Here is a 12,897-nt window from a genome sequence, read left to right on the forward strand (position 1 = left end):
CCATAGGTCCGTACGTATGCTTGAAGTTCATGAATGGCGTGTGCAACGCCACGTTATGCTCCGTCCGGCGCAGAGGGTCATGGTCGAATTGCCAACACTTGTCAGGATCGCAACATGATCGAGAATAAAAAGAAGCCGAACCCGATCGACATTCATGTCGGTAGCCGGATTCGTCTTCGCCGCACCATGCTGGGCATGAGCCAGGAGAAACTGGGCGAGAGCCTCGGAATCACCTTCCAGCAAATCCAGAAATACGAAAAAGGCACAAACCGCGTTGGCGCCAGCCGCCTTCAGAACATCTCCAATATTCTGAACGTCCCGGTTTCCTTTTTCTTCGAAGATGCGCCGGGCGAACAGTCGTCGGGTGCCAACGGCATGGCCGAAGCGTCCAGCTCCAACTATGTCGTCGACTTCCTGTCGTCGTCGGAAGGCCTGCAGTTGAACCGCGCTTTCGTCAAGATCGCCGATCCCAAGGTTCGTCGCAAGCTGGTCGACCTCGTCAAGGCACTGGCCGCGGAAGCGGACGCTGACTGACCTTTTGGCCAGACGGGTGCGAAAGAGAGCGGCCCTTCGGTCGCTTTTTTTCTGTCTGGCGGGGGTCCTGAAATTCCCACATAAAGATATATTTATGTCGTTGTCTGCTTGTTTTTCGCGCGTGAACTGAGTAACAAGGGCGAGGCCTGTTCTTTGAGGGGAATCCCGAATGCGCGCGAACTATCTTTTTACCAGCGAATCTGTGTCCGAAGGTCATCCGGATAAAGTCTGTGACCGCATCTCCGACGAAATCGTCGATCTGGTATACCGGGAAGCAGCCAAGACCGGCGTTGACCCATGGGGCGTGCGTATTGCGTGTGAAACCCTGGCAACGACCAATCGTGTCGTCATCGCCGGCGAGGTTCGCCTGCCGCCGAGCCTGATGAAGCTCGACAAGAACGGCAACGAAGTCATCAATCCGTCAAAATTCAAGTCGGCCGCCCGCAAGGCGATCCGCGACATCGGCTACGAGCAGGAAGGCTTCCACTGGAAGACGGCGCGCATCGACGTGCTCCTGCATTCGCAGTCGGCGCATATCGCCCAGGGTGTCGACAAGGCCGCCGATCACAGCAACAGCGAAGGCGCGGGCGACCAGGGCATCATGTTCGGCTATGCCTGCCTCGAGACGCCTGACCTCATGCCGGCGCCGATCTATTACGCCCACCGGATTCTCCAGCTCCTCGCCGCCGCCCGCAAGAAGGGCGAAGGCGAGGCCGCCAAGCTTGGCCCCGACGCCAAGAGCCAGGTGACTGTTCGCTACGTCGACGGCAAACCCTTCGAAGTGGCGTCGATCGTTCTTTCCACCCAGCATCTCGATGAGAGCTGGGACTCGAACAAGGTCCGCGCGGTCGTCGAACCCTATATCCGCGAAGCGCTCGGCGACCTGAAGATCGCCGACGACTGCAAGTGGTACGTCAACCCGACCGGCAAGTTCGTCATCGGCGGCCCGGACGGCGATGCCGGCCTGACCGGCCGCAAGATCATCGTCGACACCTATGGCGGTGCGGCCCCCCATGGCGGCGGCGCTTTCTCCGGCAAGGACACCACCAAGGTCGACCGTTCGGCCGCCTACGCCGCGCGCTACCTCGCCAAGAACGTCGTGGCCGCGGGTTTCGCCGAACGTTGCACCATCCAGATCTCCTATGCGATCGGCATCGCCCAGCCGCTGTCGATCTATGTCGACCTGCACGGCACCGGCAAGGTGACCGAAGACGAGATCGAGACCGCGATCCGCAAGGTCATGGATCTTTCGCCGTCGGGCATCCGCCGCCATCTTGACCTGAACAAGCCGATCTATGCTAAGACGTCCGCCTACGGCCATTTCGGCCGCAAGGCTGGCCGTGACGGCTCCTTCTCCTGGGAGAAGCTCGATCTGGTCAAGCCGCTCAAGGATGCTCTCAAGGCTTAAGGCGAAATGACGGAAGCGGAACGCAGGACACGGTCGACCGAAGCTTTCTTCGGTCGACGCAAGGGAAAGCCATTGCGCGACCAGCAGGTCGAGCGAATGGAAACCCTCCTGCCGGAGCTGAAGATCGACCTGGTGTCCAGGCCGCCGGCTGACCTCAACGCGCTGTTTCCGCACGCCGTGGACAAGGTTCGTCTTGAGATCGGTTTCGGCGGCGGTGAGCATCTCGTCCACCGCGCCCGCACCAACCCGGACACCGGCTTTATCGGCGTCGAGCCTTTCGTCAATTCCATGGCCAAGCTCCTGGCCGTGGTCGAGGCCGAGGGGCTGAAGAACATCCGTGTTCATGACGATGACGCCACCCAGTTGCTCGACTGGATGCCGGAGGGCTCGGTCGATCAGATCGAACTGCTTTATCCCGATCCCTGGCCGAAGAAGAAACACTGGAAACGGCGCTTCGTCTCGCAGGTCAATCTCGACCGCTTCCACCGCGTGCTGAAGCCGGGCGGGCTGTTCTGCTTCGCCTCGGACATCGATACCTATGTCAACTGGACGCTGCAGCATTGCCGGCAGCATGGCGGCTTCGAATGGACGGCGCGCAACGCCTCCGACTGGCTGACCCCGTTTTCCGGTTGGCCGGGAACGCGCTACGAAGCCAAGGCGAAGCGCGAGGGTCGCGCCTCTGCCTATCTCACATTCCGTAAGTCGTGATAGAAACGGTTAGTGGAGGCTGACCGTCTTGAGGTCGTCCTCGGCAGCCTTGTAGAAGGTGCTGGAGCGGTTGTCGGTCAGCAGGATCGGCGTGCCGTCCGCGCCGAACAGGGCCCATAGGTCGAGACTGGGGTCGATATCCGGTGCTTCGGGAAAGCAGCGGGACACTTCTTCCGAGCGCATCTTGCGGATGTAGCCGACTTCGCCGGCGCCGAGATGCGCCAGTTCGGATTGGGTCAGGCGGCCGTTTACTTCTCTCATCAACATTCCGATCCTCCGCCACTGAGGGAGCCACGGCACGATCATGCCGTTAACCCTACTGTGCAGCGGAAATGTTAATTTTTCGCACCACCTCGGCCGATTGCGGGCGCACGAGATCGATCGACAGAAGGCCGTGGCGCAGCGTCGCGCTGAGCACGTCCATGCCGCTCTCAAGCAGGAAAACCCGCTGGAACTGGCGGGCCGCGATGCCGCGAAAGAGATAGTTCGGCTCGTCGCGCTCGGCCTGGCGCCCGCGGATGACGAGCTGTTCGGCCTCGACGAGGACCTCCAGTTCGTCTTCGCCGAAGCCGGCGACGGCCAGGGTGATTCGCAAGCGCTCGGCCACCGTCTCGTCGCTGCGCAATCTCTCGATGTTGAACGGCGGATAGCCGTCGCTCGGTCGGTTGACGCGCCCCGAAACCGGATCGCCCATTCCGAATCCGATCAGCAGCGGGCGCGCCGATGTCTTGGTGCTTCTCATCGATGGTCCTCGTCCAGGATGCCGTTTCCGGCCGGGACCGAAATCGTCATGACCCTGAATATGGGTTGGGCGAGGCGGCTCCGCAAGCGCTTCGGATCTTGACAAGCGTTGCCGGCGGGCTCAACTGGCGGGCCCTCAAATTCGAGATCGGACGCATGACGGAACGCAGAAAGATCATTATCGACACCGACCCTGGCCAGGATGATGCCGCCGCGCTCATGCTCGCCTTTGCAAGCCCGGCGGAACTCGAAATCCTCGGCATCACGACGGTCGCCGGCAACGTTCCGCTGCGGTGGACCAGCCGTAATGCCCGCATCGTCTGCGAGCTGTGCGGCCGGACCGATATCCCGGTCTACGAAGGTGCCGACCGGCCGATAGAGCGTCCGCTGGTCACCGCCGAGCATGTCCACGGCAAGACGGGCCTCGACGGCGCCGTACTCGAAGAGCCGACCATGGCGGTGATGCCACAGCACGCTGTCGATTTCATCATCGAGACCCTGCGTCGCGAGCCGGAAGGCAGTGTGACGCTGTGCACGCTCGGACCGCTCACCAATGTCGCGCTTGCCCTGAAGAAGGCGCCGGACATCGCGCCGCGCATTCGCGAACTGGTGCTGATGGGCGGCGGGTTCTTCGAGGGCGGCAACATCACGCCGGCTGCGGAGTTCAATATCTACGTCGACCCGCAGGCCGCCTCGATCGTTTTCGGCTCCGGCATTCCGCTGGTCATGATGCCGCTCGACGTGACCCACCAGTTGATGACCACAAAGGCCCGCGTCGCGCGACTTTCGGCGCTCGGCACCCGCCCCGCAAAGGCCATGGTCGAATGGCTGGAATTCTTCGAGCGCTTCGATGAGGAAAAGTACGGCTCCGACGGCGGCCCGCTGCACGATCCGACGGTCATCGCCTATCTGCTCAAGCCGGAACTCTTCTCCGGCCGCCATTGCAATGTCGAGATCGAGACGCAATCCGAACTGACGGTCGGCATGACGGTCGTCGACTGGTGGCGGGTGTCCGGACGGGCTGCAAATGCGCAGGTGATGCGCAATGTCGATGCGGACGGCTTCTTCAACTTGCTGATCGAGCGCTTCGGGCGGCTCTGAATGCCCTGAAACGCAGAAGGCCGCCGGATCGCTCCGGCGGCCTTTTGTTTTCCATCTGTCTGGCGCCCGGGTGTAGCCCGTGGATCCGCTCAGAATTCCTGCCAGTCCTCTGCTACAGCGGCCGAGGACCCGCCGCCGGCGGCACGCTTCGGCGCCGGGCGGGATGCGGCCGCAGGAGCGCTCGGGGCGGCTGTCCGCATGGTCCGGGCAACCGATGTCAGCGACGAGGAGAGAGCCTGCGGCGACGACCGGTAGGTATTCGCACCCGTGACCGTGAAGCGCGAGACGAGGTCTCTCAGGTTCTCGGATTCGCTCCTCAGCGTCATGCTGGCGGCGGTTGTCTCCTCCACCATTGCCGCGTTCTGCTGGGTCACCTGGTCCATCTGGTTGACGGCCGAGTTGATCTCCTTCAGGCCCGAGGCCTGCTCGCTGGCCGAAGCGGAGATCTGGCGGATCAGGTCGTTGATCTGCATGACCTGGCCGGCGATCTTGTGCAGCGTGTGACCGGCCTGGCCGACCAGTTCGACGCCGTCCTTGACCTGCGCACCCGAGGTGGTGATCAGCGTCTTGATCTCCTTCGCCGCGCTGGCGGAGCGCTGCGCGAGTTCACGCACTTCCTGGGCGACGACGGCAAAACCCTTGCCGGCCTCACCGGCGCGGGCGGCTTCGACACCGGCATTGAGCGCCAGAAGGTTGGTCTGGAAGGCGATCTCGTCGATCACGCCGATGATGCGCGAGATTTCCTGCGACGACTGGGCAATGCCGTGCATCGAGGTGACGGCCTTCTGCACGACTTCGCCCGAGCGTTCGGCATCCTCGCAGGCGAGGTTGACCGTTGCCGCGGCCGTATTGGCGTTGACGGCGCTGGCATTGACCTGCTCGGTCAGTTCGTTGAGGGCTGCTGCCGTCTCTTCGAGGCTTGCGGCCTGCTGTTCGGTGCGCTTGGACAGATCCGCAGCGCTTTCGGCGATCTCGCCGCTGCCGGCGCCGATGTTGACGACGCTCGAATTGACCGCAGTGATCGTCGATTCCAGGCTTGCCAGCGCATCGTTGAAGTCGCGCTTGAGGGCGGCGTATTCGCCGGGGAACTCGTCTTCGATGCGATAGCCGAGATTGCCCTGCGACAGTTGCGACAGGCCGGTGCCGAGAACGCTGACGACCTGCTGCTGGACGCCGAGAGAATCACTGCGTTCCTGTTCCGAGCGACGGCGTTCGGCATCGGCCGCACCGCGCTGCTGCTCGGCTTCGCTTTCGAGTTTGCGGCTGTCAGCCAGACGGTGGCGGAAGCCCTCGAGCGCCTTGGCCACGAGGCCGAGTTCGTCGCTGCGCTCCTGGCCCTTGACTGCAGTTTCGTAATTGCCCTGGCCGAGCCGACCGACATCCTCCAGCAGGGCCTGCAAGGGCTTCTGGGCAAAGGCGCGGACCGCCAGGAACAGGCTGGCCATCACGGCGCCGAGAACGATCAGGCCGGCGACGATCATGATCAGCGTCTGCGCTTCGACTGCGGCACCGGTGGCGCTATGGGGAATGTCGACGATGACGGACCAGGTCGCATTCACGCCCGGAACCTCGAAGGGAAAGAGCAGGCGGTCGAATGCGTCGGCACCATTTTCCTCGAGATCCTTCACGAGGCTGCTCTTGCCGGACGACAGTGCGGTCTTCAGCGCATCGGCGCCCGCCACCTCATAGGGCTTCATCAGCAGGTCGTCGGAGGGGGCGACGAGCCACTGGCTGTTCTGCGCCACGAGCATCACGCGGCCGGTTTCGAACGGACGAAGGGCCTTGAGCTTTTCCGAAAGCGAGGCAAGCGAGATATCGACCCCCGTGACCCCGATCATCTTGCCGCCGGAAATGACCGGATAGGCGATCGAGCTCATCGTCGTCGGGACATCCGTCCCTTCCGCGAGATAGGGCGCCGTGATCGCACCCTTGCCGCTCTTTGCGGCCAGCGCATACCATTCGGCGGTGTAGTCGTTGTTGAAGGTCGAGAACTGGATCGCGCCGTTGCGGTCCTTCGACCAGTAGGGTGTGAAGACGCCGTTGGCGTTGGCGCCGAGTTCGGCATTGCCGACCACGTCGTCCTTGCGCCCGTCGAAGGCTTTCTCAGCTTCGGCAAACCAGCTGCCGAAGGCGAACGGGTTCTGTTCGAGATTTGCCTTGAGCAGGTTCATCGCGCCCTTGCGGTCGAAAGACTGACCTTCGTGGCCGCGGCCCAATACACCCGACATGGTTCGGGCGGCGCTGGCCAGCTCGCCGATGTCGCCGGCGATTTCCTGGGCGATGGCTTCCGCCTCCGCTGTCGCCTGCTGCATGGTCAGCGTCTGGACGCGGTCGCGCGTCTCGTAGATCAGGAAGAGATTGGAGAGCATGAGGACGAAGGCGATCGCCACGCCGGTCACGACGAGCAGCTTCGCCGCGATGGAGCGGGATATGAACTTCAGCATGGAAACCTCGAAACGCACGGGGGAAGGGCTCAGGGACGCAACCGGGCGGTCCACACCATCATGGTGCGCTAGCACACCCCCACTTCTCTCAAAGGGGGGGTGTACGCCAATCGAAGCTAATATGAGACCCGAAAGCTTAACGAGATTTGAAGTCACTCTGCATTTTCTTGCCTGCCTCCAGTAACGCCAAACGGCGACTGTCGCACAGCGAAACAAAGTTATCCTAAACGCGCCGTTCGACCTCGTCCACGGTCGGAATCGACGGCTGGGCGCCAGCCTTCAGGCAGGCGAGAGAGCCCGCAACGGCGGCGCGGCGGAGAGCCTGCTCGAAAGCGATGCCCTGATCCAGGGCGGCCGCGAGATAACCGCAGAAAGTGTCGCCGGCACCGACCGTGTCGACCGGTTCGATGGCCAGGCCCAGGGTCCGGTAAAGCGTCGAATCCCGCGCGGCGATCACGCCGTCGGCGCCGAGCGTGACGATGAGTGTCTGACCGGTCTCCTTGTGCAGGCGCATCAGCGTCTGCTCGCGTTCGGCCGCGTTGAGTCCGTCGCGGCTGGCCAGGCGTTCGAATTCCGTCTCGTTGGCGATGACGATGTCGGCCATGCGCCCGAGGCGTGCGGCCTCGGCCGTCAGCGGAGCAATGTTGAGAACGGTCGTCACGCCGCGTGCCTTGGCGTCTGCCAGCGCACGCTCGACCGAGGCTGCCGGGACCTCCAGCTGGAGCATGAGGAAATCGCCCGGCTGCATGGCGGCGACGGCTGCCTTGGCCTCCTGCTCGCCCACCGCACCGTTGGCGCCAGGCACCACGGTGATCATGTTTTCGCCGCCGCCGCCGACCAGGATGACCGCGATGCCGGTCGGGCCGTCGACACGCCGGACCGTGGACAGGTCGTTGCCGGCTTCGTCCAGCAGAGCCAGCGCCGGGTCGGCGAACTCGTCGCGCCCCACGGCACCCACCATGCGCACGGTCGACCCGGCGCGGCGGGCGGCCAGCGCCTGATTGGCGCCCTTGCCACCGGCGGCGGTCGAAAAGCCGGTGCCGGCTACCGTTTCGCCCGGCTTCGGCAGTCGCGGTGTGGTGGCGATGAGGTCCATGTTGATGGAGCCGAATACAGTAATCATGCGTGTTTCCGTCCTTGGTCTCGGTGTTTCGAGGACCCGATCCTATTCTTCGTCGACGATCCGGAGCTTCAAGAGGCCAGTCCGGCTTTCCACCGATCTCTGACTATCCTCCGGCAATGTCGCTGCGCCCGTCTGGAACTCGAGCGCCTCGATCTTCGCGCCCCGTTTCGTCAGTTTGTCGGCCGAGGTCAGAATCATGTCCACATCTTTCTGGGCCGCCAGGAAATGACCCTGCAGTTTTCTCGTGCGTTCGTCGAGACGAAGCAGGTCTTCCATCAGATGGAGAACCTCGCCCTGGATCAGGTGCGCCTGTTCGCGCATGCGCTGATCCTTGAGCACGGCCTGGATCACCTGGATCGACAGCATCAGCAGGGAGGGCGAGACGATCACGACGCGCAGGCGATGGGCCTTCTGGACGATGGCTTCGAAATGTTCGTGGATCTCGGCAAAGATCGATTCCGACGGCACGAAGAGGAAAGCCATGTCCTGGGTTTCGCCGGCGATCAGGTATTTCGCTGCGATGTCGCGGATATGCACCTCGATATCACGGCGGAAATTCTGGCCGGCCGCCTTCTTCTCCTCCGGGGTCTGGGCGTCGCGGATGGCGTTCCACGCCTCGAGCGGAAATTTCGCGTCGATCACCAGCGGCGGCGAGCCGTTCGGCATGCGGATCGTGCAGTCCGGCCGCATGCCGTTCGACAGGGTCGACTGGAAGGCATAGGCGCCCATCGGCAGGCCGTCGGCGACGATCGTCTCCATGCGCGACTGGCCGAAGGCGCCGCGGGTCTGCTTGTTCGACAGGATGGCCTGCAGCCCGACCACGTCCTTGGCCAGCGACTGGATGTTGTTCTGTGCAGCATCGATGACGGCCAGCCGTTCCTGCAGGTGGCGCAGGTTCTCATGCGTCGATTTCGTCTGCTCGGTGATCGTCGCCCCGATGCGATGGGTCATGCCGTCCAGCCGCTGGCTGATCGTCTGGTTGAGCTCCGACTGACGCTTGCCGAACACGTCGGACATCGCGGCGAGCCGTCCATGCATCTCCGCCTGGGCCTTCAGCAGTTCCGAAAGCCGGGCGTCCGCCACCGCCTCGCGTCTTGCGGCTTCCAGCGCGAGCTCGGCGCGAATGCGGCTGGACCGGCGATTGGACACAAGAAGCACGAGAAGGACAACCAGCAGCGCGGCACCGACGATGCCGGCGAGGGCAGCCGGAGAAAGGCCAAAGGTGTCGATGGCGAGCGCGGTAAGGTCGGTGCTGTTCATGGCGGCGGAGACTAGCAGATTCGTCCGGCCGCGACAGATCAAATCAGGAACATTTGTTGGCCGGCCGCATGCCGGAGCGTCAGGCCTTTTGGCTCTTCGCGCGAATTGTCATTTCTTCCCCCAATCGGGCGGGATGTGCGGCGACGGTCTTTTCTCGCCTGGGCGACCGCGTCGACGGCGTGCAGATGTCGTCTATTTCTCGCATTGCGATAAATTGAACATTAGTTAAATTAAATATTTACCATTCTAGGTAGTTTATGGGGAACCAAATAACGCATTGCAGAAGTGCATGTCAAAGCTGAACTCAACACACGGGGGCGTCCATGACCACACACAAAGAGAAAAGCAGTCTTGATGCCCGCCTCGAGTTCCTTGGGCTCGACGAAAAGGCCAGGCAGCAACTGCGGGCACTGGCGCCGAGCATCAGCAAGAATATCGGCGCCTCGCTCGACGTTTTCTACAAGAAGGTCCGGAGCACCCCCGAGACCGCTGCCTTCTTTCGCAACGAGGACCACCTCCAGGGGGCCAAGAAGCGGCAGGAAGGCCACTGGGGTATCGTAACGACGGCGCAGTTTGACGAGCGCTATGTCGAGGGCGTGACGGCGGTCGGCAAGGCGCATGCCCGCATCGGCCTGGAGCCCCGCTGGTATATTGGCGGCTATGCCCTGTTGGTCGAGCAACTCATTCACGCCGTGGTACGCGAGCGCTGGCCGTCGCGGTTTGCGCGCAAGGAGGGCAAGGTCCTTGGTGAAGAGATCGGCGTGCTGGTCAAGGCCGCACTGCTCGACATGGACTACGCCATCACCGTCTATCTCGATATTCTGGCCGCCGAGCGAAAGGCGGCCGAAGATGCGCGCGCCAAGGCCGAGCAGGAACAGGTTCTGGCGCTCAGGGCCTTGAGCGAGGTGCTGAGCAGGCTGTCCGGCGGCGACCTTGAAGCGAAGCTCTCTCCCGAGCAACCGGAAAACTTCGTCGGCATGGCCCAGGACTACAATGCCTCCGTCGAGAAGCTCCGTGACACGATCGGCACGGTGCGAAGCGCCGCCGAGGAGATCCTGCGCTCGACGACCGCCATTTCCGATGCGTCCAATCATCTGGCTCAGCGCACGGAACAGCAGGCCGCTGGCCTGGAGGAAAGCACCGCCGCGCTGCACGAATTGACCCAGAATGTCACCTTGGCGGCCGATGGCGCGCAGAAGGCGGCGAGTGTCGTCGGCATCGCTCTCAATGAGGCGCGGGCCTCGGGCGAAGTGGTGACGCGCGCGGTGAGCGCAATGGGCGCGATCGAGAAGTCCTCCGACGAAATCTCCAAGATCATCGGCGTCATCGACGAAATTGCCTTCCAGACCAACTTGCTGGCCCTCAATGCCGGGGTCGAGGCGGCCCGTGCGGGCGAGGCCGGCCGTGGCTTCGCGGTCGTGGCCCAGGAGGTTCGCGAACTGGCGCAACGGTGTGCCAGTGCCGCCCGCGAGATCAAGGGCCTGATCTCCCAGAGTTCCGGACAGGTCGAGACTGGTGTCGGGCTGGTCAACAATGCCGGCGAAGCGCTCGACAAGATCATCGTCCGGATCGGCGAGATCAACGGCATCGTCGCCGGTATCGCCAGCGCCGCGTCGGACCAGTCCGGCGGCCTGCGGGAAGTAAACGCGGCGGTCGCCAGCATGGACACGATCACCCAGCAGAACGCCGCCATGGTCGAGGAGACGTCCGCGCAGACCTTGACGCTGAGAGACGAGGTCGAACGTCTGGTTGCCGCGCTGCGCGGGTTCAAGACGCGCGACGGCAGTGCCGCAAACGCGACGTCCCACGCACGTCGCTCCCAGGACAGCATGTCGAGCTATCGCCGCGCCGGTTGACGGCATCGCTACGGGCGAGGCCGCCTGTCCGACAGGGGCAGGCGGCTTCTGCCATCGTGATTTCTCGCACCCCGCGTTCATGCTCCATTTAGGAATTTCACGAATTGTTGTGACATATTCCTAAAATTTAAGGGGGGCTACCCCAGCTCCCTCGGAAGGCATGGCGATATTATGAGTGTAGAAGCAGACAAGAGTTTGAAGGAACGTCTGGCATTCCTCGAGATTGACCAGAAGACGTCCAAGACACTGAACTCGCTGCGGCCGACACTCGGTGAACTGCTCGGCGGCGTGCTCGACAAATTCTATGCCAAGGTCGGCGCCACCCCGCAGATCGCCCGCTTCTTCAGCGGCAAGGAGCATATGGCAGGGGCAAAGAATGCCCAGATGAACCATTGGGACAAGGTTTCCAAGGGCACCTTCGATCCGGATTACGTCAAGGGCGTGACCGCGATCGGTAAGGCCCACGCCCGTATCGGCCTCGAGCCGCGCTGGTACATTGGTGGCTATTCCATGCTGATGACCGAACTGGTCGCCGGCGTGCTCGTCAAGCACTGGCCATTCCCCTTCGGCAAGCACCATGCGGAGGCGCTGGCCGACAAGCTCGGCGCGCTCATCAAGGCATCGATGCTCGACATGGATTACTCGATCTCGGTCTACCTCGATTCGCTTGAGGACCGGCGCAAGCAACTCGAGGAAGACCGCAAGCAGTTCGAATCCGATCAGCAGCTCGCCATGGAGCATTTGCGCCGTGGTCTCGAAGCGCTCGCCCGCGGCGACTTCGAAAACCGGATGACCACCGACCTGCCGGACAATTTCAAGCAGATGGCGACCGACTACAACGAGACGATCGTCAGGCTCAGCGAATCCTTCGCCTCCATCCGTCGCGCGTCGGAAGAAATTCTCGACGGCACCGAAACCATCGCCAAGGCCTCCGACGACATCGCCGTCAGCACGGCCAAGCAGGCCGCTGGCGTGCAGGAGAGTTCGTCCGCCCTGCAGCAGCTGTCGGTGAGCGTCGGCCAGACGGCGACCAATGCGGAACGCGCCTCCATGGCGGTACACGATACCCAGCAGCAGGCACGCAGCTCCGGCGACGTTGTCGCCCAGGCGATTTCCGCCATGGCGGAGATCGAGAAGTCCTCGACGGAAATTTCCAAGATCATCGGCGTTATCGACGAGATCGCCTTTCAGACCAACCTGCTGGCGCTCAATGCCGGCGTCGAGGCGGCGCGTGCCGGTGATGCCGGCAAGGGCTTTGCCGTTGTCGCCCAGGAAGTGCGCCAGCTCGCCCAGCGCAGCGCCGATGCCGCCAAGGAAATCAAGCGCCTGATCTCGCAGAGCAGCAATCAGGTCAACGAGGGCGTCGGCCTGGTCTCCAACACCGGTACGGCGCTCACCGACATGATCAGCCGCATCGACACGATCCATTCCATCGTGTCCGAGATCGCCACCGCCGCCAAGGACCAGGCGACCGGCCTCAAGGAGGTCAACCAGGCGACCCAGAGCATGGACAAGCTGACGCACCAGAATTCGACCATGGTGGAGCAGACCTCGGCCGAGACCCAGCGCCTGCGCAGCGAAGTCGTCGGTCTGGTACAGCTGCTCGCGCAACTGAGCACGCGCTCGGGCGCCGATGGCGACCATGTCTCCGAGCGCCGCCAGGACCAGCGCCGACAGGCAGCCTGATCCGCAACGCGGCCAAAGTCTTGTCGGAAACGCGGG

The 12,897-nt window shown here is 63.0% G+C and carries 11 protein-coding genes; 6 read left to right on the top strand and 5 right to left on the bottom strand.

Annotation, left to right across the window (positions count from 1 at the left end; translation table 11 throughout):
- The first annotated feature begins 114 nt into the window (after window positions 1–114).
- The 3 genes from L867_RS0121800 to trmB all read left to right on the top strand — a co-directional run bounded on the left by L867_RS0121800 (window position 115) and on the right by trmB (window position 2,650).
- Window positions 115–534, top strand: a complete 420-nt coding sequence (locus L867_RS0121800) for a helix-turn-helix domain-containing protein (RefSeq protein ID WP_028738798.1) — start codon at window positions 115–117, stop codon at window positions 532–534.
- 169 nt (window positions 535–703) lie between these two features.
- A complete protein-coding gene (gene metK / locus L867_RS0121805; RefSeq protein WP_028738799.1) occupies window positions 704–1,942 on the top strand; it encodes a methionine adenosyltransferase in 1,239 nt (412 codons plus the stop codon).
- 6 nt (window positions 1,943–1,948) lie between these two features.
- Window positions 1,949–2,650, top strand: a complete 702-nt coding sequence (trmB, locus tag L867_RS0121810; protein WP_028738800.1) for a tRNA (guanosine(46)-N7)-methyltransferase TrmB — start codon at window positions 1,949–1,951, stop codon at window positions 2,648–2,650.
- Window positions 2,651–2,659: 9 nt separating this feature from the next.
- Here the strand turns inward: trmB and L867_RS0121815 are convergent, their stop codons facing one another.
- Together L867_RS0121815 and L867_RS0121820 are read right to left on the bottom strand one after the other, a co-directional pair.
- On the bottom strand, window positions 2,660–2,917 hold the full coding sequence (locus L867_RS0121815; protein ID WP_028738801.1) for a BQ00720 family protein: 258 nt from the start codon (window positions 2,915–2,917) through the stop codon (window positions 2,660–2,662).
- 49 nt (window positions 2,918–2,966) lie between these two features.
- Entirely contained in the window at window positions 2,967–3,392 is a 426-nt protein-coding gene (locus tag L867_RS0121820; RefSeq protein ID WP_028738802.1) for an Hsp20 family protein, read from the bottom strand.
- A gap of 155 nt (window positions 3,393–3,547) precedes the next feature.
- Between L867_RS0121820 and L867_RS0121825 the strand changes: the two genes are divergently transcribed.
- Window positions 3,548–4,492, top strand: coding sequence for a nucleoside hydrolase (locus L867_RS0121825; protein WP_028738803.1), 945 nt, complete (start codon window positions 3,548–3,550; stop codon window positions 4,490–4,492).
- A gap of 89 nt (window positions 4,493–4,581) precedes the next feature.
- Here L867_RS0121825 and L867_RS0121830 read toward each other — a convergent pair whose 3' ends face one another.
- From L867_RS0121830 to L867_RS0121840, 3 genes are all read right to left on the bottom strand, one after another.
- On the bottom strand, window positions 4,582–6,936 hold the full coding sequence (locus L867_RS0121830) for a methyl-accepting chemotaxis protein (protein ID WP_028738804.1): 2,355 nt from the start codon (window positions 6,934–6,936) through the stop codon (window positions 4,582–4,584).
- A 223-nt stretch (window positions 6,937–7,159) separates the two neighbouring features.
- Window positions 7,160–8,059, bottom strand: coding sequence for a ribokinase (locus tag L867_RS0121835; protein WP_028738805.1), 900 nt, complete (start codon window positions 8,057–8,059; stop codon window positions 7,160–7,162).
- 42 nt (window positions 8,060–8,101) lie between these two features.
- On the bottom strand, window positions 8,102–9,319 hold the full coding sequence (locus tag L867_RS0121840; protein WP_051439154.1) for a DNA recombination protein RmuC: 1,218 nt from the start codon (window positions 9,317–9,319) through the stop codon (window positions 8,102–8,104).
- Window positions 9,320–9,642: 323 nt separating this feature from the next.
- Here L867_RS0121840 and L867_RS0121845 point away from each other — a divergent pair, with 323 nt between their 5' ends.
- Together L867_RS0121845 and L867_RS26115 are read left to right on the top strand one after the other, a co-directional pair.
- Window positions 9,643–11,175, top strand: a complete 1,533-nt coding sequence (locus tag L867_RS0121845) for a globin-coupled sensor protein (protein ID WP_028738807.1) — start codon at window positions 9,643–9,645, stop codon at window positions 11,173–11,175.
- Between the two features lie 171 nt (window positions 11,176–11,346).
- Window positions 11,347–12,861: a globin-coupled sensor protein gene (locus L867_RS26115; protein ID WP_104368065.1), complete on the top strand. Its 1,515-nt coding sequence runs from the start codon at window positions 11,347–11,349 to the stop codon at window positions 12,859–12,861.
- Window positions 12,862–12,897 lie beyond the last annotated feature (36 nt).

Origin of the sequence: Paenirhizobium selenitireducens ATCC BAA-1503, from assembly GCF_000518785.1 — a bacterium.
Taxonomy (GTDB): Bacteria; Pseudomonadota; Alphaproteobacteria; order Rhizobiales; family Rhizobiaceae; genus Allorhizobium; species Allorhizobium selenitireducens.

Excerpts from the sequence above, each read along its gene's own strand:
- L867_RS0121800 (WP_028738798.1), top strand. The coding sequence starts at position 115 with ATGATCGAGAATAAAAAGAAGCCGAACCCGATCGACATTCATGTCGGT.
- metK (WP_028738799.1), top strand. The coding sequence starts at position 704 with ATGCGCGCGAACTATCTTTTTACCAGCGAATCTGTGTCCGAAGGTCAT.
- trmB (WP_028738800.1), top strand. The coding sequence starts at position 1,949 with ATGACGGAAGCGGAACGCAGGACACGGTCGACCGAAGCTTTCTTCGGT.
- L867_RS0121815 (WP_028738801.1), bottom strand. The coding sequence starts at position 2,917 with ATGTTGATGAGAGAAGTAAACGGCCGCCTGACCCAATCCGAACTGGCG.
- L867_RS0121820 (WP_028738802.1), bottom strand. The coding sequence starts at position 3,392 with ATGAGAAGCACCAAGACATCGGCGCGCCCGCTGCTGATCGGATTCGGA.
- L867_RS0121825 (WP_028738803.1), top strand. The coding sequence starts at position 3,548 with ATGACGGAACGCAGAAAGATCATTATCGACACCGACCCTGGCCAGGAT.
- L867_RS0121830 (WP_028738804.1), bottom strand. The coding sequence starts at position 6,936 with ATGCTGAAGTTCATATCCCGCTCCATCGCGGCGAAGCTGCTCGTCGTG.
- L867_RS0121835 (WP_028738805.1), bottom strand. The coding sequence starts at position 8,059 with ATGATTACTGTATTCGGCTCCATCAACATGGACCTCATCGCCACCACA.
- L867_RS0121840 (WP_051439154.1), bottom strand. The coding sequence starts at position 9,319 with ATGAACAGCACCGACCTTACCGCGCTCGCCATCGACACCTTTGGCCTT.
- L867_RS0121845 (WP_028738807.1), top strand. The coding sequence starts at position 9,643 with ATGACCACACACAAAGAGAAAAGCAGTCTTGATGCCCGCCTCGAGTTC.
- L867_RS26115 (WP_104368065.1), top strand. The coding sequence starts at position 11,347 with ATGAGTGTAGAAGCAGACAAGAGTTTGAAGGAACGTCTGGCATTCCTC.